The organism is Vibrio sp. ZOR0018 (assembly GCF_963865925.1).
GTDB classification, from domain to species: domain Bacteria; phylum Pseudomonadota; class Gammaproteobacteria; order Enterobacterales; family Vibrionaceae; genus Vibrio; species Vibrio anguillarum.
On the sequence record NZ_CAWMCN010000121.1, the window covers coordinates 174,304 to 198,327 of the forward strand.

At 47.3% G+C, this 24,024-nt stretch carries 16 protein-coding genes; 13 read left to right on the top strand and 3 right to left on the bottom strand.

What is annotated here, in order from left to right:
• The first annotated feature begins 72 nt into the window (after positions 1–72).
• The 10 genes from AACR75_RS14170 to AACR75_RS14215 all read left to right on the top strand — a co-directional run bounded on the left by AACR75_RS14170 (position 73) and on the right by AACR75_RS14215 (position 13,062).
• Positions 73–1,386, top strand: a complete 1,314-nt coding sequence (locus AACR75_RS14170; protein ID WP_017042196.1) for an anaerobic C4-dicarboxylate transporter family protein — start codon at positions 73–75, stop codon at positions 1,384–1,386.
• 515 nt (positions 1,387–1,901) lie between these two features.
• The gene (locus AACR75_RS14175; protein WP_026027156.1) at positions 1,902–3,347 is read left to right on the top strand and encodes a YfcC family protein; all 1,446 of its coding nucleotides are present in this window, start codon (positions 1,902–1,904) and stop codon (positions 3,345–3,347) included.
• Between the two features lie 843 nt (positions 3,348–4,190).
• A complete protein-coding gene (arcA, locus tag AACR75_RS14180; protein WP_017046788.1) occupies positions 4,191–5,414 on the top strand; it encodes an arginine deiminase in 1,224 nt (407 codons plus the stop codon).
• A 73-nt stretch (positions 5,415–5,487) separates the two neighbouring features.
• Positions 5,488–6,399 carry a carbamate kinase gene (arcC, locus tag AACR75_RS14185; RefSeq protein WP_013855827.1) on the top strand — a complete coding sequence of 304 codons (912 nt, stop codon included), beginning with the start codon at positions 5,488–5,490 and terminating at the stop codon, positions 6,397–6,399.
• 115 nt (positions 6,400–6,514) lie between these two features.
• Positions 6,515–7,525 carry an ornithine carbamoyltransferase gene (locus AACR75_RS14190; RefSeq protein ID WP_013855826.1) on the top strand — a complete coding sequence of 337 codons (1,011 nt, stop codon included), beginning with the start codon at positions 6,515–6,517 and terminating at the stop codon, positions 7,523–7,525.
• 427 nt (positions 7,526–7,952) lie between these two features.
• The gene (pyrB, locus tag AACR75_RS14195; protein ID WP_017042200.1) at positions 7,953–8,882 is read left to right on the top strand and encodes an aspartate carbamoyltransferase; all 930 of its coding nucleotides are present in this window, start codon (positions 7,953–7,955) and stop codon (positions 8,880–8,882) included.
• 15 nt (positions 8,883–8,897) lie between these two features.
• The gene (pyrI, locus tag AACR75_RS14200; protein ID WP_017042201.1) at positions 8,898–9,362 is read left to right on the top strand and encodes an aspartate carbamoyltransferase regulatory subunit; all 465 of its coding nucleotides are present in this window, start codon (positions 8,898–8,900) and stop codon (positions 9,360–9,362) included.
• Between the two features lie 407 nt (positions 9,363–9,769).
• Positions 9,770–10,228: an arginine repressor gene (locus AACR75_RS14205; protein ID WP_088718009.1), complete on the top strand. Its 459-nt coding sequence runs from the start codon at positions 9,770–9,772 to the stop codon at positions 10,226–10,228.
• Between the two features lie 160 nt (positions 10,229–10,388).
• Positions 10,389–12,191: a protein-disulfide reductase DsbD gene (locus AACR75_RS14210; protein WP_047690614.1), complete on the top strand. Its 1,803-nt coding sequence runs from the start codon at positions 10,389–10,391 to the stop codon at positions 12,189–12,191.
• Positions 12,192–12,432: 241 nt separating this feature from the next.
• Complete coding sequence (locus AACR75_RS14215) at positions 12,433–13,062, top strand: response regulator transcription factor (protein ID WP_013855820.1); 630 nt, start codon at positions 12,433–12,435, stop codon at positions 13,060–13,062.
• Positions 13,063–13,066: 4 nt separating this feature from the next.
• On the opposite strand, the gene AACR75_RS14220 is transcribed toward AACR75_RS14215, so the two are convergent.
• A complete protein-coding gene (locus AACR75_RS14220) occupies positions 13,067–14,812 on the bottom strand; it encodes a potassium/proton antiporter (RefSeq protein ID WP_013855819.1) in 1,746 nt (581 codons plus the stop codon).
• Positions 14,813–15,199: 387 nt separating this feature from the next.
• Between AACR75_RS14220 and AACR75_RS14225 the strand changes: the two genes are divergently transcribed.
• Positions 15,200–15,466, top strand: coding sequence for a DUF4212 domain-containing protein (locus tag AACR75_RS14225; RefSeq protein WP_013855818.1), 267 nt, complete (start codon positions 15,200–15,202; stop codon positions 15,464–15,466).
• 12 nt (positions 15,467–15,478) lie between these two features.
• The gene (locus tag AACR75_RS14230) at positions 15,479–17,182 is read left to right on the top strand and encodes a sodium:solute symporter family protein (RefSeq protein ID WP_013855817.1); all 1,704 of its coding nucleotides are present in this window, start codon (positions 15,479–15,481) and stop codon (positions 17,180–17,182) included.
• A gap of 97 nt (positions 17,183–17,279) precedes the next feature.
• Here AACR75_RS14230 and AACR75_RS14235 read toward each other — a convergent pair whose 3' ends face one another.
• Positions 17,280–20,714, bottom strand: a complete 3,435-nt coding sequence (locus tag AACR75_RS14235; protein WP_047690618.1) for a PAS domain-containing hybrid sensor histidine kinase/response regulator — start codon at positions 20,712–20,714, stop codon at positions 17,280–17,282.
• 85 nt (positions 20,715–20,799) lie between these two features.
• Positions 20,800–21,990 carry a 3-phenylpropionate MFS transporter gene (locus AACR75_RS14240; protein ID WP_017048886.1) on the bottom strand — a complete coding sequence of 397 codons (1,191 nt, stop codon included), beginning with the start codon at positions 21,988–21,990 and terminating at the stop codon, positions 20,800–20,802.
• 202 nt (positions 21,991–22,192) lie between these two features.
• Here AACR75_RS14240 and AACR75_RS14245 point away from each other — a divergent pair, with 202 nt between their 5' ends.
• On the top strand, positions 22,193–24,019 hold the full coding sequence (locus AACR75_RS14245) for a DUF294 nucleotidyltransferase-like domain-containing protein (RefSeq protein WP_047690662.1): 1,827 nt from the start codon (positions 22,193–22,195) through the stop codon (positions 24,017–24,019).
• Positions 24,020–24,024: the final 5 nt, after the last annotated feature.

Consider the following 24,024-nt stretch of genomic DNA (forward strand, 5'->3'; position numbering starts at 1 on the left):
CGCAAAGCATACCGTTCAATATCGCTGAACCTGTAGAATGACCCTATTTTTCATTATCTTTAGGAGTATAAGATGTTCTTAATTGAGTTCCTTATCGTATTAGGATGTATCCTAATTGGTGCAAGGATTGGTGGTATTGGGCTTGGTGTGATGGGCGGTATTGGCCTTGCTGTACTGAGCTTTGGATTTGGCATGCAACCAACCAGCCCACCGATTGATGTGATGCTAATGATCATGGCCGTGGTTGCAGCAGCAGCCTCAATGCAAGCGGCTGGCGGTTTAGATTATTTGATCAAAATTGCCACTAACATTTTGCATAAAAACCCTCGCCACATCACTTTCATCGCCCCTTTGGTAACTTACTTTTTTACAATGATGGCTGGTACAGGTCACGTGGCCTATTCAGTACTGCCCGTAATTGCTGAAGTGAGCCGTCGCAGTGGTATTCGCCCAGAACGTCCTTTAGGTATGGCGGTGATCGCGTCACAATTTGCGATTGTAGCTAGCCCAATTGCGGCCGCCGTCGTGGCGTTAGTCGCCTTCTTAGAACCACAAGGCATCACGCTAACGGATGTGTTGATGATCACCATCCCAAGTACCATTCTTGGTTTAGCTTGCGCGTGCTTATTCGTCAATAAAATCGGTGTTGAGCTGAAAGACGACCCAGAATATCAACGTCGCTTGCAAGACCCAGAATTTCGCGCAGAGATGGAACAAGAAGTATCGATTGCTGATATTCAAATCACGCCACAAGCGAAAAAATCGGTCGGGCTATTTTTGTTCGGTGCCATTGTGGTGGTGGTGATGGGTGCATTGCCTAGCTTGCGCCCACAATTTAACGGCTCAGCCATGGGGATGGCGCACACGATTGAAATCGTGATGCTGTCTATCGCGGCGCTGATCATTTTACTGTGCAAACCTGACGGCAACGCCATCAGCCAAGGTTCCGTATTCCATGCAGGTATGCGTGCCATCGTGGCGATCTTCGGTATCGCTTGGTTAGGTGACACCTTCATTGCTGGCCATGGTGCCATGGTCAAAGAAGCGGTCTCTGGCTTAGTGGAAGTCGCACCATGGACATTCGCGTTCGCGTTATTTGCTCTATCGGTGATGGTCAATAGCCAAGGCGCAACAACAGCCGTGTTAGTCCCTGTTGCAATAACCTTGGGTTTGCCACCAGCCATTATTATTGCGGTTTTCGTTGCCGTTAACGGTTACTTCTTCATTCCAAACTACGGCCCTATCATCGCATCTATCGACTTTGACCGGACTGGTACCACTCGTATTGGTAAGTATATTTTCAACCACAGCTTTATGCTCCCTGGCTTGTTAAGCATGGTGTTTAGTATTGGTTTTGGTTTGTTGTTCTCCAATATTTTGATGTAATCTCTACTATTGTTATAAGGGAGCTTTGGCTCCCTTTTTATTTGTTACGTATAAAATATTGATACATATCAATAAAGCAATAAATAATTACTTCTCTTCATTCATTCAGCTTAATGAATAAAATTTCAATATATTTACCCTACAACGATTATCCGCCTATCTCCATGTCTTCGAATAAAAAGCGTAAGAATATAATTCCATTATTTACACTCAATTACCCTAAATTAAATTCCCTAAAAAAATGGTGTGTAACTCGGTACTATTTTTTTGTGAAGCAAGACAAAGTTACGCTTTAAAACTCACCTTAGAATTTATAAAGATATCTGAGCAAGTGAGCATTTATGTTCACTTAATAATAATTAAAACTTTTCATTTAACGTATTTAATTGAAGTTCCAATAACTTTTTATTCTTTCACCCCTAATAGATAATATTTTAATGGGCTGGAAGACTGAAGAACATTAGCCGCTGAACACACTCAGAATCTCGTTGTTCTCTGAGTGTAAGGAGATCGCTATGACAACCCAAACTGTATCCACGGAACCTAAAGGTGGCTTCTTTGCTAACTTTAAGTTTCCTTCCGCTTACACCATCCTTTTCATTCTAATTGCTCTTGTGGCCCTTTTAACCTGGATTGTGCCTGCCGGTCAGTATCAGCGCACCATGAATGAAGAACTGGGCAAAGAAGTGCCTATTGCGGGAACTTATCAACACGCAGAAGGTAACCCACAAGGGGTGATCGATGTGTTGATGGCACCGATTGACGGCTTTTATGACCACAACAGCTACGAAGCTGCCGCGATTGACGTGTCTCTGTTCATTTTGGTCATTGGTGGCTTTTTGGGCCTAGTGACCAAAACAGGTGCGATTGATGCGGGCATTGAACGCGTAACAGCGCGGCTTGAAGGGCGTGAAGAGTTGATGATACCCATCCTGATGGCGCTGTTTGCCGCAGGCGGTACGATTTACGGTATGGCGGAAGAATCCTTACCTTTCTACACCTTACTCGTACCTGTGATGATGGCCGCTCGTTTTGACCCACTGGTTGCCGCCGCTACCGTACTGCTTGGCGCGGGTATCGGTACGCTGGGCTCCACTATCAACCCGTTTGCCACCGTAATTGCGGCCAACGCAGCGGGCATTCCGTTTACTGATGGCATCATGTTGCGCTTAGCAATGTTAGCTGTCGGTTGGGTTATCTGTGTACTGTACGTGATGCGCTACGCGAAAATGGTGCAAGCAGATCAAAGCAAATCGATTGTGTACGACAAGTACGAAGAGAACAAAGCTCACTTCCTTGGCAACCAAAGTGGAGAGAAACTCGAATTCACCGCCACCCGCAAAGTTATTTTGACCATTTTCGCGGCCGCTTTTGGCGTGATGATTTATGGGGTATCTGTTGCTGGATGGTGGATGGCTGAGATCTCAGCGATGTTCTTGGGTGCAACCATCATTATCGGTTTAATTGCTCGTATGAGTGAAGAGGAATTCACCACCAGCTTTATTGATGGTGCACGAGACCTATTAGGCGTAGCGCTGATCATTGGTATCGCACGCGGCATTGTGGTGATCATGGACCGCGGGATGATCACCGACACTATTTTGTTCTCAGCCGAGCAAATGGTTACTGGCCTTTCATCCGTCATTTTTATTAACGTAATGTATTTACTGGAAATTCTTCTCTCTTTCCTTGTACCTTCGTCTTCTGGCCTTGCGGTATTAACCATGCCCATCATGGCTCCATTGGCTGACTTTGCAGGCGTTGGTCGCGACCTTGTCGTCACGGCTTACCAATCAGCTTCAGGGATAGTCAACCTCATCACGCCAACCTCTGCGGTAGTGATGGGCGGCTTAGCAATTGCTCGTGTACCTTATGTTCGCTGGGTGAAATGGGTCGCACCACTGTTAGGCATATTGTGCGTATTCATTATGCTATCTCTCAGCCTAGGTGCGATGCTATAGCGCCAAACTGATGAACGATATGTCGTAGGTGAAAACCGCGTCACACCCTTTAAAGGCCGCATGATTGCGGCTTTTTTATTGGCAGGCCGACTTAGGCTCATTGGCTGCGCAGCTACTCAACTCTAAACATGATACGTTAGCCAAATCAGGAAATAATGGCTTTCAACGTCGTTAGATAACCATTAGTTTTGATGGCTATTTTTTTATAGCAATCGGCTGGGATAAATAACCACTTTTGGTGACTAAATAAAACGCGGCCTATATTCCTTTATCACCAAATTCAGATCGCCTGCTATGTCATCTCTCATTTTCCGTCCTCTATTACGCCCATTCAGACAAAACATCTACATTAGAAAGCCTGCGTGAGATCAAGTTTTATTAAGAAAGTTATGTTAACACAGCCCATTTCTTCGACTCACATTCAACTATATACCCTTTTCAAGTGCATATTCTTAACCAATTCGATGAATTATCGATGTGTTTTTGGTGCATAAAATTCCCAACCAAAATACCGAGCCTATATGGAGTAGTGCTGCGTGAGATTTAAATTGAATGAACATCCATAAAAAAAGCAGTAATAAATATGACACTCACAATATAAACACTGCATAAACATTGTTAAAAAACTATTATTTTCGCCGAATTTCAATATAAATCATTCTGTGATGGACCTCTAAGAACATATACAGACCAAGGGTAATATTAATTGCAGAACAAAGAAGTGAATAAATAAATTCATACTGAATTCCCTACAGAAATAATTATGTATTTATCCAGAACAAGTTGAATTTAATGTCAAAAATATAACGGCATAAATGCATATAAATTAAGAGAGATACTATTATGAGTAAGTTATATGTTGGTTCTGAAATTGGTCAATTACGTCGAGTTCTTGTTCACCGCCCAAGACGCTCACTCACTCACTTAACACCATCCAACTGTCACGACCTTTTGTTTGATGATGTATTGGCCGTAGAGCGTGCGGGGAAAGAGCATGATGCGTTCACACAAACGCTACGTGACCAAGGTGTTGAAGTTTTACTGCTGACCGATCTATTAGCCGACACGCTAGCGGTTCCCGTCGCAAAAGAGTGGCTGCTTACTCAACAAGTATCGGATTACCGCCTTGGCAAAACATTTGCGAATGACGTGCGCTGCTACCTCAGCGATCTGCCAAACCTTGAATTGGCAAAAATCCTGACAGGTGGTTTGTCTTACGCTGAAATGCCAATGAAATCCTCTTCAATGATGCAAGGCTTGCATGCACCAACCGATTTCATCATTGAACCACTGCCAAACCATCTATTTACTCGCGATACGTCTTGCTGGGTATACGGTGGCGTGTCAATCAACCCGATGGCAAAACCTGCACGTCAACGTGAAACCAACCATGTGCGTGCGATTTACCGCTGGCATCCAAGCTTTGCGGGCCAAGACTTCATTAAATACTTCGGTGATGACGAGAGCATTAATTACGATAATTCAACCATTGAAGGTGGCGACGTTCTTGTGATTGGCAAAGGTGCAGTACTGATTGGTATGTCTGAGCGCACCACAGCGCAAGGTGTTGAACACTTAGCTGCGGGCCTATTTAAACATGGCCAAGCGAAGCAAATCATTGCGATGGAACTACCAAAACACCGCTCTTGCATGCACTTAGATACCGTCATGACACACATGCGTGAAGACACCTTCTCTGTTTACCCAGAAGTAGTACGCAAAGATGTGAAATGCTGGAGCCTCACAGGCGATGAGTCTGGTGCCGTGAACGTGAAAGAAGAAGGTTACTTCGTTACCGCCATCGAAAAAGCACTTGGCGTTGACAAGCTCAACCTAATCACAACGGGCGGTGACAACTTCAACGCAGAACGTGAACAGTGGAACGATGCAAACAATGTCCTAACCGTCAAACCTGGCGTAGTGATTGGCTATGAAGGCAACACCTATACCAATGAAAAATACGACAAAGCAGGCATCACTGTTCTGTCTATTCCTGGTGACGAATTGGGCCGTGGCCGTGGCGGCGCACGCTGCATGAGCTGCCCAATTGAGCGTGACGGTATCTAGCCCTTAGGTTAATCAAATGGGTTGAGGCAAATTTCCTCTGCACGCCTCAACCCACCTTAGAAGAGATAGAATTATGAGCAAACAAACTGTTGTTGTTGCATTAGGTGGAAACGCGCTACTTCGTCGTGGTCAGCCATTAGAAGCAGATGTTCAACGTCGCAACATTGAAATTGCAGTCAAAACCATTTCCGAAATAGCCAAACACTATAACGTGGTGCTGGTGCATGGCAATGGCCCTCAAGTTGGCCTGCTGGCACTACAAGGTCTCGAATACAAAAAAGTAGCGCCGTACCCACTCGACGTATTGGGCAGTGAAACTCAAGGGATGATTGGCTACATGTTGATGCAAGAGTTCAAAAACATGCTGCCTGAACGCAACATTTCGTGCATGTTGACCCAAATGATGGTCGACCCGAAAGACCCTGCCTTTGCCAACCCAACCAAACCGATTGGCCCAGTTTATCAAGAAGCAGAAGCGCGTGAATTGGCTGAGAAATACCACTGGACAGTCAAGCCCGACGGCCAATACTTCCGCCGTGTGGTTCCGAGCCCTCAACCGATAGGCATCGTCGAACATGATGCGATTTCCCAGCTTATCAGTGCTGGTCATTTAGTGATTTGCACCGGTGGTGGCGGTATTCCAGTCAAACGTGAAAACGGCAAATTAGTCGGTGTAGAAGCAGTGATCGACAAAGACATGTCTGCTGCCTTTCTTGCCAAACAATTGAACGCCGACGCGCTGCTCATTTTGACCGATGCTGACGCCGTTTACCTTGATTGGGGTAAACCAACCCAACATGCGCTGCGCAGCACAACGCCAAGCGAGCTTGCCAACTATCAATTTGATGCTGGTTCTATGGGGCCAAAAATTGAAGCCTCGTGCGAATTCATTCAACAAGGCGGGAAAGTCGTTGGGATCGGCGCGTTAGAAGATGGCCTACGCATCTTAGAAGGCACAGCAGGCACCAACATTACGCGTGACTAAAACATTGTTTTTAAAATCTATTTTATAAACCGAATCTGTTTTTAACTTTAAACAAATAGTAACGCTTTCTTCCACCCTCTCATCAGAAGCAAGCGTTGCAAATGAGGAAAAGATCATGGCTTTTAACTTACGCAATCGTAACTTTCTAAAACTTCTTGATTTCACTCCACGCGAAATCCAGCACCTATTGGATCTATCACTTGAGCTGAAAAAAGCCAAATACAACGGTTATGAGCAGCCTCGTCTCAAAGGCAAAAACATTGCACTTATCTTTGAAAAAACCTCAACTCGCACTCGCTGTGCATTCGAAGTAGCAGCGTTTGACCAAGGTGCTCAAGTCTCCTACTTAGGCCCATCAGGTTCACAAATTGGCCACAAAGAATCGATGAAAGATACTGCGCGCGTCTTAGGCCGCATGTATGACGGCATCGAATATCGCGGCTTTGGTCAAGAGATCGTTGAAGAGCTTGGTGCCTACGCTGGCGTACCAGTATGGAACGGCTTAACTGACGAATTCCACCCAACACAAATTTTGGCTGATTTCCTTACCATGATCGAACATGGCCGTGGCAAACGCCTCCATGAAATGAAATTTGCCTACCTCGGTGATGCACGCAACAACATGGGTAACTCCTTGATGGTGGGCGCTGCGAAAATGGGCATGGACATTCGCCTTGTTGCACCAAAAGCGTTCTGGCCAACCGAAGAATTAGTCGCGGAATGTCGCACTATTGCAAAGCAAACAGGCGCGAAAATTACGCTCACAGATGATGTTCAAGAAGGCGTTCAAGGTTGTGATTTCCTTTACACCGATGTTTGGGTATCGATGGGCGAAGCGAAAGAAGCATGGGCAGAGCGCATTGAATTGATGCTGCCTTACCAAGTGAACATGGCGATGTTAAAAGCCACTGGTAACCCACATGTGAAATTCATGCACTGCTTGCCTGCTTTCCACGGCGAAGATACCACCGTTGGCAAAGAGCTTGCGAAAAACTACCCAGTGCTTGCCAAAGGCGTTGAAGTGACCGATGAAGTGATTGAATCTGAGCATTCCATCGTGTTCGATGAAGCTGAAAACCGCATGCACACCATCAAAGCCGTGATGGTGGCCACCTTAGGTAACTAAATTAGGGTAGCTAACTTAGGTAACGGATAGTAGATAATGAATCGATGCGAGCTTGAATAAAGCTCGCATTTTTTTTCAGTCAATAACACTCACAAATCGCGCTTATTCTTTAGCTGTAAACGCGTAGTAAATAACATCGAAATCAAGCTAATTTCGCATAAAAATCCATTTTCTGGATATTTTCCAAAGAGTATTGCCAGCGTGTTTTTTGTCCGTATAATCCTTCGCAATTTGTCTAAACGGAGCAGAAAATGAACCGCAGCACTCCCCATCAACGCCATCCATTACACCCGGCGCCGGTCGAGTTAGCTGTTTTGTTTTTCTGTTCTGAACGTTATTGAAGCCTCCTATTTTAGGGGGCTTTTTTTTAAGCAAAATTTCGCAAAGGCTAGTAGCCAAAGCGAACCATACAGAGGGAAGACACGTTATGGCGCATTCGTTATTTAACAAGCACATCATTTCCATTCCAGAACTGAGCCGCGCGGAACTGGAGCTGATTGTTGAAACCGCAACAAGGCTTAAAGCGGAACCAAACCCTGAACTTCTCAAAAATAAAGTAGTAGCAAGCTGCTTCTTTGAACCTTCTACACGTACCCGTTTGTCGTTTGAAACGGCAGTGCAGCGCCTAGGCGGCACAGTGATTGGTTTTGATAATGGCGGCAATACGTCACTTGCCAAGAAAGGGGAAACCTTAGCTGACTCGGTGCAAGTTATTTCCTCTTATGTCGATGCATTTGTCATGCGCCACCCACAAGAAGGCGCAGCACGTTTAGCCTCTGAGTTTTCCAACGGCGTCCCCGTAGTCAACGGTGGCGATGGTGCTAACCAGCATCCCACTCAAACCTTGCTCGATCTGTTTTCCATTTATGAAACGCAAGGCAGGCTCGATAACCTTAACGTCGCGTTCGTCGGCGACTTAAAATATGGCCGCACCGTCCATTCGCTCACCCAAGCCTTATCGAAATTCAACAATGTACGTTTCTTTTTTATCGCCCCAGAAGTGCTGGCGATGCCGGATTACATTTGCGAAGAGCTCTCAGAGGCTGGCATTGCGTTTAGTTTGCACGCCAGCATTGAAGAGGTCGTGCCTGAACTGGATGTGCTGTACATGACGCGCGTACAAAAAGAGCGCTTTGATGCATCCGAATACGCACACATGAAATCGGCTTACATCTTAACCGCAGAAACATTAAAAGAAGCGCGCCACAATTTAAAAGTGCTGCACCCACTGCCTCGGGTCGATGAAATCACCACCGATGTCGATAAAACACCTTACGCCTACTATTTCCAACAAGCCGAAAACGGCGTTTATGCGCGTGAAGCTTTATTAGCCCTTGTTCTTAACCCAACCTTATAAGTAGGAGATAACATCATGGTAAAAGAGACCCAATTGCAAGTTGAAGCGATTCGTAACGGTAGCGTGATTGACCATATCCCTGCCAACCTTGGGATCAAAATTCTCTCTTTGTTTAAGTTAAATGAAACCAATCAACGTGTGACGATTGGCCTAAACCTACCCTCTTCTGCGTTAGGTAATAAAGATCTGATTAAAATAGAAAACCTTTATCTCACCAAAGAGCAAGCGAACCAATTAGCACTGTATGCCCCGAAAGCCACCGTCAATCAAATTGAAGAGTATAAAGTGGTCAACAAACTGACCCTCACTTTGCCAGAGAGAATTGACAGCGTATTTCGTTGCCCAAACAGCAACTGCATCTCTCATGGCGAGCCTGTCGAGAGCCGCTTTAAAGTGCAACTCAAACAAGAGAATGTGCATCTCAAATGCCACTATTGTGAGAAAGTATTCTCGCGCGAAATCATGACTGAACGTTGCTAAAACAGCACTAAGCGCGCATCCATCGCGTTTACAGCCCTGCCAGCCTCCAGCGTCCTAACTCGGCGCTGGACCAACTTACGAATCTTGCATATTTCCGTGCATATTATTCCATCAAATCAACATAAAACGCCAAAAATCAATCGGTAATCTAGTTTATTATTTGGTGATCCCCCGCAAAAAGCGGCACATTGATTAATGTTAAGCTACAAGCATCAATAATGATCCCCCACCACTTATAGAGGGGAAAGAGCAATGCTCAACCGTTGCGCCATTGGCGTCAAACATAACGTGAACTCACACTCTATGGCTTTGGGAGTGTGCTGGCATGGTAAGGATCACCGATACCCCAGACGCAGTAGCGTGTATAAAAGGAACCGCCCGTGAACAGAAAAATCCCCCACGGCGCAATGCAAACCGATGACAAAACGTTAGCTTCCGCTTGTAAAAAAATCCTACAACAACAAAGTTTTGCTAACCAAAATGAGCTACGACTCAGGCTAATAGAGCTCGGCTACGAAGGCATTAGCCAATCCACTGTGTCACGCTTGCTTTCCCAACTTGGTGTGGTGAAAGTGCAAAATGCGTGCGGGAAAAAAGTGTACTGCATTACGGTCGAAACCGCGCCAGTGCGTGTTGAGTCATCTATCGCCTCACAAATTGAGTTTATCACTCACAATCAATCCACTGTGGTGGTGAAAACTCATCCTGGAAGTGCTCAATTGGTCGCGCGATTGGTTGATATTGATCCCCACACTGAGATTTTAGGAACGGTCGGTGGTAATGACACTGTGCTTATTATTCCCAAAGACATCAATAATATTGAAGCGTGTGAAGCGGTGGTGAAAACTCGCCTAGGTGTCGCTTAACCCCCATCGCCCAGCCAAGTGAGGTCCACAACCTCACTTGGCTTTTCTCGCTTCACTGCCTCATCAGCGACGATTTTTCCATCACTGTGAAACTTATTGCGCCGAAAAGCGGTCTGATTGGGTTAAGATGACACTCACCTAATGAAGACTCGATTTTTGTATGCGCCTACTCTTTTCCTTTGTACTGCTAGTTCTGCTGACACTTTCCCAACCTGCGTTGGCGGTCTTCGGCAATGACAATCCATTCAATAGTGGTAACAACCTCGGTTTGGCCTCAGCCGACAATCAATTTGTCCCAGTTGACCAAGCGTTTCCTTTTCATGCCGAGCAGCAAGGTAGACAGGTATTCTTAGATTGGCAGGTCAAGCAGGGCTATTACCTCTACCAAGATCGGATCAGTATCAGCGCCGAAAATGCGCAGCTTGGTGAAATCGAGATGCTCGATGGTCAGCCATATCACGATGAATTTTTTGGTGATGTGAAGATTTATACTGAGCCACTGTTTGTCGACGTACCGCTCCTCAGTGCAGCAGCGAACGCCAAATTAATTATCCAGTACCAAGGGTGTGCAAAAGCGGGCTTTTGCTATCCACCAGAAACGCGAATTATCGACCTTCAAGCTGTGGCAAGCGATACTGGCTCTGACAACAACACGGCGGCCAATGTAGCGAAAAGCGAAACAGCTTCACCAAAAGCGCCCGTGGCTGAACAAGACGGGCTAGCAAGCCGCCTCGCCGATTCTTGGTGGACACCGCTGCTCTTTTTAGCACTTGGCGTTGGCCTCGCCTTTACCCCTTGCGTACTCCCGATGTACCCGATCCTCACCAGTATCGTGCTTGGCCGTGGCCAACTTTCACAACAGCGCGCGTTGATTTTATCGTTTATTTACGTGCAAGGTATGGCGCTCACTTATACCGTACTTGGCCTAGTCGTCGCTTCGGCTGGGTTACAATTTCAAGCCGCGATGCAGCACCCTTATGTACTGATTGGCCTCAGTACCCTATTTGTGCTACTCGCCCTGTCGATGTTTGGCGTTTATACCTTGCAACTGCCAAGCAAAGTGCAGACGTGGCTAAACAGCCTGAGTAATAAGCAGCAAGGCGGGAACAGTCTTGGCGTGTTTGCCATGGGCGCGATTTCCGGTTTGGTTTGCTCACCGTGCACCACCGCGCCTCTTTCTGGCGCGCTGCTGTATGTCGCGCAAAGTGGCGACCTATTCACGGGGGCGATTGCACTGTATGCCTTAGCCATGGGTATGGGGATTCCGCTGATTTTGGTCGCCGTGTTTGGTAACAAACTACTCCCTAAAGCCGGTGGCTGGATGGAGAGAGTCAAAACACTATTTGGCTTTATTTTACTGGCTGCGCCGATCTTCTTACTTGAACGCTTATTGCCACCAGTGTGGTCAACGGCGCTCTGGTCCGCGCTTGGGATCGTCGCGTTTGGTTGGCTCTATCATTGTAAAAACAGCTTACCGTTTGGTGGCTGGAAACAGAGCATGGTTGGCATTATTGCGGTATTGGGTCTGTTTGCTTCAGCGCAACCTGCGTTGGATGTGTGGTTTAAGCCAGAACAAACCAACCTAGCAAGCCGTAGCCATGTCGAGTTCATTCGGGTTAATAATATTGCTGAGCTCAACTTGCAGTTGAGCCAAGCCAAATTAGCAGGTAAACCCGTCATGCTCGATTTCTACGCCGACTGGTGCGTGGCGTGTAAAGAGTTTGAAAAATACACTTTCCATCAGCAAGAGGTCGCGCAGAAACTGCAAAACTTTGTGCTATTGCAAGCGGACGTCACCAAAAATCAGCCACAAGATATTGAGCTACTCAAGGCGATGAACGTGCTAGGGTTACCGACGATTGATTTTTGGAATGCGCAAGGTGAACGCGTTTCAAACGCACGTATCAGCGGTTTTATGCCAGCCGATCGCTTTTTAGCGCACCTCACCGCCCACCAGCTTTAAGGTTTACCGATTATTGCCGACTGTTTGAGCAAGCCATTGCAACCGTCGGCAATAATAGCGCGTGAACGCCATCACTTCTTCTCGAACCGCTTGGCATGCACCACTCTCAGATCAGGCTCAGTCACTACTAAGTATCAGACAAAAAGTGGATACAGTTCAGACTTTTAGCGTATAAAGATTGTTCAGTGAGAGATCGCGGTCAATAATCGATTTAACGACATTGCTAAAAGTGTAAAACGTCATGGATTCGACCTACACCATCATCATTGCTGACGACCACCCTCTGTTTCGCAATGCGCTATTTCAATCGGTGCATATGGCGATAAGCGGTGCCAATTTATTGGAAGCGGATTCGCTAGATGCCCTGTTAGCCTTATTAACCAAACAGAGCGATGTGGATTTGCTATTGTTGGATCTCAAAATGCCAGGCGCAAATGGGATGTCAGGGCTGATTCACTTGCGAGCTGAATACCCTGATTTACCGATTGTGGTGATTTCAGCCAGTGAAGAACCTTCGGTGGTGGCGCAAGTAAAAAGCCACGGTGCCTTTGGTTTTATTCCTAAATCGAGTGACATGCGCGCGCTGATCTCGGCGCTCAATCAAGTCCTAGCCGGTGACCCATTTTTCCCTGAAGGGCTAATTGCCAATCACGCCGCATGCAATGATTTAACCAAGAAAATTGCCGCCTTAACCCCGCAACAATACAAAGTATTAGGCATGCTCTCTGATGGGCTACTCAACAAACAAATCGCCTATGAGCTTAATGTTTCTGAGGCAACCATCAAAGCGCACATGACGGCTATTTTCCGTAAACTTGGGGTTAAAAACCGCACTCAAGCAGTAATTTTACTCAATGAGTTGGGCGAGTAGTCGGCTACTCGCTCGCTTCATCTAACGTCTCTTCTAAAGGTAATCGCAAACCGACTTTGGTTGCTTGCCAATCGGCCACGTCCGCCACGACCAGATACAGACCTTGCCATTCAAAATGGTCACCCAGTACTTGTGTGGCTCCGAGCTCTTGGATCAGCAAATCGTTGAGCGTCATCTCTTGATTGAGGTGTTCAATCGTCAAACCATAATAGGCAGCAACGTCAACGAGTTTTGCATCCACATCCAAAAAGAAGTCACCAAAGAAGCGCTCTAACGAGGCTTTTTCTGGCGCTTCACTGAATAGGTTGCTCAGTGATTCGAGATCTTTCTCCTGTGCTAACACGCACAAGACATCGCCCTCTTGCAACTTGGTGCTGCCCGATGGGTGAAGCAGTTGCTCGTCACGAAACACAGCGGTAATACGTGTTCCTTCAGGCATTGAGAGATTGCGTAATGGCTCACCAATACACCATTTATCTTGTTTGAGTTTATAGACCAACATTTCCCATTCGCTGCACGGGTATATCTCAACACCGGTACGTGAAATTGGCTCAGGTTTGGGCGGTAGTTCAACGCGAGCCAAAGCGGCCGCTTTCATCAAGGTTCCCCCTTGTACCACTAGCGACACCATCACAACGAAGAAGGCTAAGTTGAAATAGAGCTGCGCATTCGGCAAACCGGCCATCATTGGGAAAACCGCTAAAATAATGGGTACAGCGCCGCGCAGTCCAACCCAAGAGATAAACCACTTTTCACGCGCAGTAAATGCTTTGAATGGCAATAAACCAATCCATACAGAAATGGGGCGCGCAAACAAAATCATACCAAAAGCGAGCGCAAAGCCCGGCACCGCAATGGTCAGCAATTCAGAAGGAGTGACCAATAACCCAAGCACCAAGAACATGCCAATTTGGCTAAGCCACGTCATCCCATCCAGTACGTTCAAAATGGAATAGCGGCAACGGGTCGGTTTATTGCCCAACAGTAAACCTGTCAAGTAGATGGATAAAATACCACTGCCGCCGAGTGAATTGGACAGCGCAAAGATAATCAAACCGCCACTGATGGCCAAAATGGAGTAGAGCCCTTCTGGAAGTTGATTGCTATTAATCAGCTTCCAGAGCAGCCAACCTCCGGCTAATCCAAATAAAGCCCCGAGGCCAAATTGCTGGATAAAACTCAGCAGCAAGAATCCTGCGCTGAGATCATCGCCTTGGCTACCCAGTACCGCAATTAACGTCACGGTTAAAAACACCGCCATTGGATCGTTAGTGCCCGATTCAATCTCTAACGTTGAACCGACGCGCTCATTCAAGCTTCTCCCTTTAAGCAGGGAAAAAACCGCCGCCGCATCGGTTGAGCCAACAATCGCACCCACCAAAATACCTTGCAGCAATTCCAAATTAAACAGCCACGCCGCCATCAAGCCGGTGAGAATGGTGGTGATCGCCACCCCAAACGTCGCTAACGAAACTGACGGCCAAAAGGCAATCCGAAAACTGGCAACACGGGTACGCATGCCGCCATCCAATAAGATGATGGCAAGCGCTAAGTTACTGACTAAATAAGCAATCGGATAATTATCAAATAAGATGCCACCGGGGCCATCCTCCCCAGCCAACATACCCACCAATAAAAAAACGAGCAGAATAGGAATTCCTAACTTAGAAGACACTGGACTTAACAACACACTTAATGCAATCAGCAAAGCACCTACGAGAAAAAAACCATTGATAGCGATTGCATCCATATTCCTTCCTTATTGATTTAATTATTATTGATTGAATAACCAACATAAATTCGCGTTCCATTGTGCCTTAGTTTAATCCGTTTTTAAGACAACTTTATGTAAACATTGATCGTTTTTATCGCGGCATGAATAACCAACCACATAAAAAATCGTTAACTCGCCATGAGCGATTTTCCAATCAAGAGCTTATGATCTTATACTTTTGGCTAATTTAACATTTATTCAACATAAGAAAGGCCTTCTAAATTGAGGCATTTCATTTAGTTACAATGAATTGGAAAAAACAACCTCCCGACTAAAGTTGCACAGACCCACCACCCTTTCACTGCTATCTTAGTTTTGTAACATTAAATTAACACTACGATATGCAAACCGAAGGAGAAGGTCATGGCGTTCCAATCAACCGAACATGCTCAAGCCTACTGGAAGGAAAACTTGGGAATTATGGGCTCACTGCTGGCAGTGTGGTTCTTGGTATCATATGGTGCAGGCGTTCTTTTCGTCGACGCACTTAATACGATTCATTTAGGCGGGTTCAAACTAGGGTTCTGGTTCGCACAACAAGGGTCCATCTATACCTTTGTCGCCTTGATCTTTATTTACGTTGTGCGCATGAATGCGCTCGACAAGAAATACAACGTGCAGGAAGACTAAGAGGTTTACGAAATGGATATTCAAACTTGGACGTTTATTCTGGTCGGTATTACGTTTGCACTCTATATCGGCATTGCCATTTGGGCCCGTGCAGGATCGACCAGTGAATTCTATGTTGCTGGCGGTGGTGTTCACCCTGTTGCCAACGGCATGGCAACCGCAGCGGACTGGATGTCAGCCGCTTCATTTATCTCAATGGCGGGTATCATCTCGTTCATTGGCTATGATGGTACCGTGTACTTGATGGGCTGGACAGGCGGCTATGTGTTATTGGCACTTTGCCTTGCACCTTATTTGCGTAAATTTGGCCAGTTCACCGTGCCAGATTTTATCGGTGAGCGATACTACTCAAAAACCGCGCGCATGGTGGCGGTATTTTGCGCCATCTTTATCTCGTTTACTTATGTTGCGGGGCAAATGCGCGGCGTCGGCGTGGTATTCTCTCGTTTCCTCGAAGTGGATATTAACGTTGGTATCGTCATCGGTATGGGGATCGTGTTCTTCTATGCGGTACTCGGTGGCATGAAAGGCATCACTTATACGCAAGTTGCACAATTCTGCGTGCTCATTTTCGCCTTCCTTGTTCCCGCCATTTTCACCTCGATCATGATGACAGGTAACCCTCTGCCACAAATTGGTATGGGCTCAACCATTACTGGTACCGATGTTTACCTACTCGATAAACTCGATGGCTTAACTCAAGAGCTCGGCTTCACCGCTTATACCGAAGGCAACAAGAGCACGGTTGACGTGTTCTTTATCTGCGCAGCCTTGATGGTGGGTACTGCTGGTCTTCCTCACGTCATTATTCGCTTCTTCACTGTGCCTAAAGTGCGTGATGCGCGTATCTCAGCGGGTTGGGCATTGCTGTTCATCTCTTTGCTATACACCACGGCGCCAGGTGTTGCCGCTTTTGCTCGCGTGAACATGATTGAGACCATTAATGGCCCAGACATGCAAGGCGTACCCGCAACAGACGCGCCTACTTGGTTTAAGAACTGGGAGAATACTGGCCTTGTAAGCTGGAAAGATAAGAACAACGACGGTCGTATGTTCTACTCTGGCGATGAGCGCAACGAGATGAACATTAACCGTGACATCATCGTATTGGCGTCTCCTGAACTGGCAAAACTGCCAAACTGGGTGGTTGGCTTGCTCGCAGCTGGGGGTTTAGCTGCTGCGCTTTCGACAGCTGCAGGTCTTTTATTGGTTATCTCGACGTCAATTTCTCACGACTTATTGAAGAAAGGCTTCAAACCAAACATGACCGATAAACAAGAGCTGTTAGCCGCACGCTTAGCCGCCATCATTGCGATTGTGGGTGCTGGTTACCTAGGCATTAACCCACCGGGTTTTGTGGCTCAGGTGGTGGCGTTTGCCTTCGGCTTGGCAGCCGCCTCCTTCTTCCCGGCCATTATTTTGGGAATCTTCTACAAGAAGATGAATAAAGAAGGCGCGATCGCGGGCATGGTCGCAGGGATTATCTTTACTGCAACCTACATCATCTACTTCAAATTCATTAACCCGGCAGCCAGCACGCCAGATAACTGGTTGTTTGGTATCAGCCCTGAAGGCATTGGTACGTTAGGTATGTGTTTGAACTTCGTGGTATCGATTGTGGTGAATAAATTTACCGCAGAAGTTCCAACCGAAGTGCAAGAAATGGTGGAGTCAATCCGCTTCCCGAAAGGCGCGGGGCAAGCTCACGACCACTAATCTTCACCTGCGAGCGTCATGCTCGATGTTCGCTCCGCAGTGAAGTGTGATAACAACCATAAAGCCGATGCCCACGCATCGGCTTTATGCTGCATGCTTAATTGACTCGATTCAACAGCGCGCGCAGTTTGAGTGGTTTTATTGGTTTGGGAATAAAGCTAAAGCCATTGGATTTAATCGCATCCATCATCTCTTCAGTGCGATCAGCGCTGATGATGACCCCTTCAAAGCTATCTCCAAGCCGCAAGCGGCACTGCTGCAACACTTCTAAACCAGTGCGACCATTATCTAAGCGGTAATCCGACAAAATAACATCAGGCAACCAATTGTTTTCTAATGCTTTCAGGCTTTGCAGTAAGTCCGCTGCTACTTTGACATCACACCCCCACCTTGCGAGCAGATCGTTCATGCCGACTAAAATATCAGCTTCGTTGTCCACACACAGTACGCGCAGATGATTGAGATCAGATGGCATACCTTGCTCTATCGCCAGGGTCGGAGCCTGTTTGACAGGTTCAGCTCGCGTCAAAGAGAGCGAAAACACGCTGCCTTTTCCATGCCAAGAGCGCATCGAAATTTCATGACCCAGCACATATGCAATGCCTTTTGAAATCGCTAAACCGAGCCCCAAACCTTGGTCAGAACGGACTTGGCTACCACGGTTAAACTCTTCGAAGATTTCTTGCTGCTTATCTTGCTCGATACCAATGCCATTATCCCAAACATCAATCCTGACCTGATCTCGCACTCGACGTACACCCAGCACCACTTTACCTTTAGGGTTGTAGCGAAACGCGTTAGTGAGAAAGTTTTGTACCACGCGACGCAATAATTTAGGGTCAGACATCACATAGAGCGAGGATGGGATCACTTTAAAATCAATCCCTTGCTGCTTAGCTAAGGCGCTAAATTCAGCGTTAAGATTCGAAAATACATCATTAATAGCAAAGCTATGAGAATGCACATCGAGCTTGCCGGACTCTAAACGTGAAATATCCAGCAAATCACCAATCAGATCTTCAGCCGCGCCCAGAGCACTCTCTATATAACCCGCCAACGTTTTCACTTCCGTCTCTTTGGCCACCTCCGAGAGCGAAGAGGCAAACAGGCGCGCAGCGTTCAACGGCTGCATTAAATCGTGGCTGACAGCAGCCAAAAAGCGTGATTTTGATTGCGATTCTTGGTCTGATTTTTGAGTTGCCGCCACCAAGCGTTTGTTGAGGGTTTCAAGCTCTAGGGTTCGTTGGTGCACGCGCTCTTCCAAGGTTTCATTGGCCTCTTTTAATGCCTGCTCCGCCTCGCGAAAAACGGTGATGTCGCTAAAGCTCATCACAAACCCGCCGCCCGGCATCGGGTTGCCTTGCACTTCAATAACTCGTCCATCAGGACGAATACGCGCCGAGGTATGTCTGGTTCCTTGCTCAAGGTGATACACCCGCCGCCGCACGTGATCCTCAGGGTCACCAGGGCCGCATAATCCGTGTTGCGCGTTGTGCCGTATCACATCCGCAATCGGCCGCCCCACTTGAATCAGTCCAGCGGGAAACTCAAACAGTTCGAGATAGCGTTGGTTCCACGCCACCAGCCGTAACTTTTTATCGACCACGGTAATTCCTTGACCAATATGCTCAATGGCCCCTTGCAATAAGCCGCGACTAAAGTCGTACAGCTCAGATGCTTCATCAACAATGGTCGCCACTTCCTCAAGCTGCATGTTGCGCCCTTGCAGTGCGGAAGTGAGCACCAATTTGGCCGAAGAAGCACCAAAAACCCCCGCCAGCACTCTTTCTGTATGGCGGATTAAGGTAGATGGCGCTTGTTGGTTAGGCAGTAACGTCTCTCTCTGCTGGCTCCAATATTGGCGAAAGGCAGTGCGAACGCGAGTGCACCCCACAAAACGAGCGGCCAACATTTCAAGCTCAGCCACTGTCACGCGGCTTTGATACAAGCTGAGATTCTCACTCTCAGGCAGCGGCGTACCGACAAAAGAGGCCGATTGTAAACGCTCACTCAAACTCGGACGAGTCACCATAGAGACAACAACGTAGCAGAATGTGTTAAGCGCAACACTGAGCATCATGCCCCAATCTGAGTTTTTCAGCCCCATCTGCACCAACCAATCCGGCGGGGTGATCATCCATAACAGAACGTTACTTTGTGCATCGCCCGCCAGCATGTCGGTTTGGCTCATTAAGGTTACTAGCCACACAGTAAAACCGACCGCCAATCCAACATAAACGCCTTTGCGGTTGCCTTCACGCCAGTACATGCCACCAATCAATGAAGGGGCAAATTGGGTAATCGCCGCAAATGAAAGAAAACCGATCGCCGATAAAGAACCAATCGCATCCAACGCCTGATAAAAACCCCAAGCGCCAAGCAGCAGCAATAGAATCAACCCGCGACGGATGTTGAGCAACAACCCAGATAAATGACGGTAGTTGCGCTGAGTTAAGCGCATGCGGCGCAACAGAAGCGGCATCACCAAATCATTAGAAACCATGATAGCCAATGCGATGGTCGAGACAATCACCATGCCGCTGGCCGCTGATGTGCCACCTAAAAACGCCAGTAAGGCTATCTGCTCTGCGCCCACCGACATAGGCACGCTGAGTACATAAGTATCGGCAGGGCTGCCACTTAACAAACTTTGCCCAACCCATGCAATAGGTAGAACAAATAACCCCATCAAAGTCAGGTAAAGAGGAAATAACCAGCGCGCCGTGTGTAGATCTTGCGCGCGTTCATTTTCTACCACCATGGTATGAAACTGACGCGGTAAGCAGATGATCGCCATCATGGTTAAGACAGTGTGGATCAACAGCGTTGGCCAGTTGGGCGCTTGATACGTCTGCTGGGCAATCGCACTTAGATCAACCGTTTCACGGCTTGAAGCCAGATAAATGATGAAACCGCCCACAGTTAAAAAAGCGACCAATTTAACAATCGATTCAAATGCAATCGCCATCATCATGCCGCGGTGGTGCTCGGTGTTATCAATATGCCGTGTACCAAACAGCATGGTAAATAGCGCTAAAGCCGCGACCACAAACCACGAGACGTGATAATTCTGATAACCAAATTGAGTAGCGAGGTTGGGGGCGACAATCTCAAGCCCCATAGTGATGCCGCGCAGTTGCAAGGCGATGTAAGGTAAAATGCCCACCACGGCAATCAAAGTTACGGTTACCGCTAATCCTTGCGATTTTCCGTAGCGAGCAGCAATAAAATCGGCGATGGAGGTAATATGTTCGCGCTTCGCTATCAAAATCAGCCGCGCCAACATACGCCAGCCAAGGGTAAACACTAAAATAGGCGCAATGTAGATAGGCAGAAATGACCAAGGGTTGCTAGCCGCTTGACCGACAGTGCCGTAAAAAGTCCAAGAGGTGCAATAAACCGCGATCGATAAGCTGTAGATCCACGGTCGCCATTTCGCCAGCCATTGGCTTTGCCTATCACCATACCAAGCGACGAGAAACAGCACGCCTAAGTAAGCGAGCGAAACGGGAACGACGATCCATCCTTGCATTTGATATCCTTATCGGTTCAAAAAGCCTCTTCTTTGAAGAGGCTTCATTTAACTAAGGATAATTTTTAATCTCAATCAGTTAAGGTTAATTCTGTGCTTCAGGCGCCGCTTTCATTACCTCAGTACCTGACTCATTGGATGATGTGGGTTCGACTTTAATCAACAGCGCCAAGATGCCCATTGCCGCCATCGCCCAAAATACATTCGCGCCCCAGCGTTCATAACCCCAGCCACTCAAGGTGGTCATCAAAGCAATAAATGCCCCAAGTGGAATGGCATTATACAGCGCTTGCATAGCCACCATTTTGCTTTGCGGTGCGTGCTGAATGTATTGAATCGCCGCTATATGCGCCATCGCAAACGTCACCCCATGCAGCAGTTGAATCGTCCCTAGCGCAAGCAGCGCGGTGGTCGACGCCATTAACGTCCAACGCACCACAACCCCAATCGACGCGACAACAAATAATGTGCGTAGTGACCAGCCTGAAAAAAGGCGTTTGCTGAGCGCAAATACCGCAACTTCAGCGGCAACCCCTAAACTCCATAAATAGCCAATCAGCTCTTCCGAATGCCCCGCCGCTTTCCAGTGAATCGAACTGAAACTGTAATACGCCGCGTGACTGCCCTGTATTAGCGCCGCTAAAATCAAGAATTTTATCACTGGCCACTCACGCAATAACTGCGTCAGTTTAGGTCGGACGGCATGTGCATCACCAACCGTCACGGGCATTGGGTTGGGATTGCGCAAGCTAATCAATAGTGAAACAAACACCCCAGCCAAGGCGGTGTAGAGGATCATGTCAGAACCATAACGTGCCACAAGTACGCCAACCACAGTAGAACCAGCGATAAAAGCCACCGACCCCCATAAGCGAGTGCGACCATAATCGAGCATTTTTAAGCGTGCATAATAGTTAGCCATCGCATCGGATAGCGGCACCACGGGGCCACAGCAAAGGTTAAACAACACAGTAGCTAACGCCATCAGCCAGAAACTGCCGCCCGTAAAGAAGTGAAAACCAATAAATAAAAACGCCGCCAAACTTAACCAACGCAGTGCTGGTAGAAGAAGCTCGGCCTTATGGATACGCGGCGTAATCACCAAATTAGCGACGCAACGCGTGGCAAAGCCCATACCGATTAATACGCCAATATCGGTTGCAGACACACCTTGGGTTTCAAACCACAGCGCCCAAAATGGCAAGTAAACGCCATACGCAAAGAAGAAACCAATAAAGTACTGCGATATCCAACCATATGGAGAGGGGTTAAGCATGATTCATCCTGAACAAAACGAGGGAGAGAAAACGGCCGTATTATGCAGGCAGTTTAAGATTCTAAAAAGGGAAGTTTACTGATAAATCTGTTTCCTTATTCACAACCTTGCGGGTCATATCACTCATTAGACCAAAGTCGTCTGGAGGTAGTGGCGATTTTTGTCACACTTAGATAGGAATTTCTTCTGAGTGACGATCGTTATGCCTGACAAATTCAACATGCAGTCACCGCCCTTTGACCGCTTAACATTGCCGCAGCAACATCGACTTCGCTCATCCTTGGATGTGGCGTATTTTCGTAGCAACGATCTGCTGCAGGCCAGTGACAGAGCCAGCTTGTATCTGCACGTACTGATCAAAGGCGCGGTCGAAGAACGCTCGCCAGATGGCAAAGAGATTTTTGCTCACTACGCCAACGATGACATGTTTGATGTACGCGCACTGTTTGAAGAAAAAGCCAAGCATCAGTACGTGGCGCTGGAAGATACCTTAAGCTATCTGCTACCGAAAGCCGTCTTTCTCGAACTGTATAATGACAACGGTCAGTTCGCCGCCTACTTCGACAATAACCTCGCCAAACGCCAAGCTCTGCTTGATGTGGCACACCAGCAAAAGAATTTAGCCGAATTTATTTTAACCAAGGTTGATGACTCAATTTACCATCCACCGATGATTTTAAACCCAGATCAACCGCTCAACCAAGTGACCCAGCAATTACGCGATAACGGAGTTGATGCGGCCTTAGTTCGTCTTGCCGAGCATGATCAACGCTTAATCGAAAACCCCAGTGCGCACCCCTATGCTATCGTCACGCGCACCAATATGCTGCATTCCGTCATGCTCGATAACCACCCGCTCGATACCCCTGTTGGGGTAATTGCTACCTTTCCTGTGCTGCACATCAACGATGGCGACTTTCTGTTTAATGCGATGATCGCCATGACGCGCAACCGCATAAAACGAGTGATGGTGTGTGATGGTCATCAAGCCGTTGGCATGCTGGACATGACACAAATCCTCAGTGCTTTCTCCACTCATTCTCACGTGCTGACATTAAGTATTGCTCGCGCCAACTGCGTGGAAGAGTTAGCTCTCGCCTCCAACAAACAACGGCAACTGGTTGAAAGCCTAATCAACAATGGCATTCGCACTCGTTTTATTATGGAGCTGATTTCAGCAGTCAATGAACAGATCATCGAAAAAGCCTTTCATTTGGTTGTGCCACCCGCGCTGCATGATCACTGCTGCTTGATCGTACTCGGCTCCGAAGGCCGTGGAGAGCAGATCCTCAAAACCGACCAAGATAACGCGCTGATCATCAAAGATGGCTTGCAGTGGCATCAAATGGGGGTGGTCATGGACACGCTCACCCACACCTTACAGCAGCTCGGCTATCCGCTTTGTCCAGGCAATGTGATGGTCAATAATCCCAAATGGGTCAAAAGCCAAAATGAGTGGAAAATCACGCTTAGCCAATGGGTAAAAGCGGCCAAACCCGAGCAAGTGATGGACATTGCGATCATGGCCGACGCACACGCCGTCGCGGGCAACAAACACTTATTGGCCCCTATTAAACAGCACTTGAGCCATTTAATGGCCGACCAAGAATTGATTTTGATGGAGTTTACTCACCCCGCGCTGAGCTTTTCTGTGCCACTCACGCTGTTTGGCACCGTAAAACACTCCAAATCTGGCTTAGATATTAAACAAGGTGGCATTTTCCCGATTGTGCATGGCATTCGCGCCCTAAGCCTTGAACATCAAGTTCAACAAAACAACACCTTTGAACGCATCGAGGCGCTAGTAGAGCAACGGGTTTTGGAAAAAGAAACCGCCGATAATCTCAGTGAAGCGCTCAAACAGTTCTTTAAATTGCGCTTAGCTCAGCAACTGAGCAATCAACACAGCACCAATAAACTCGATTTAAAACAGCTCGACCGAACCGAGCGTGACCTGCTCAGGCACAGTTTACACGTGGTGAAAAAATTCAAGCAGTGGCTTGGCTATCACTATCAAATTCGCGAATAGTGGAG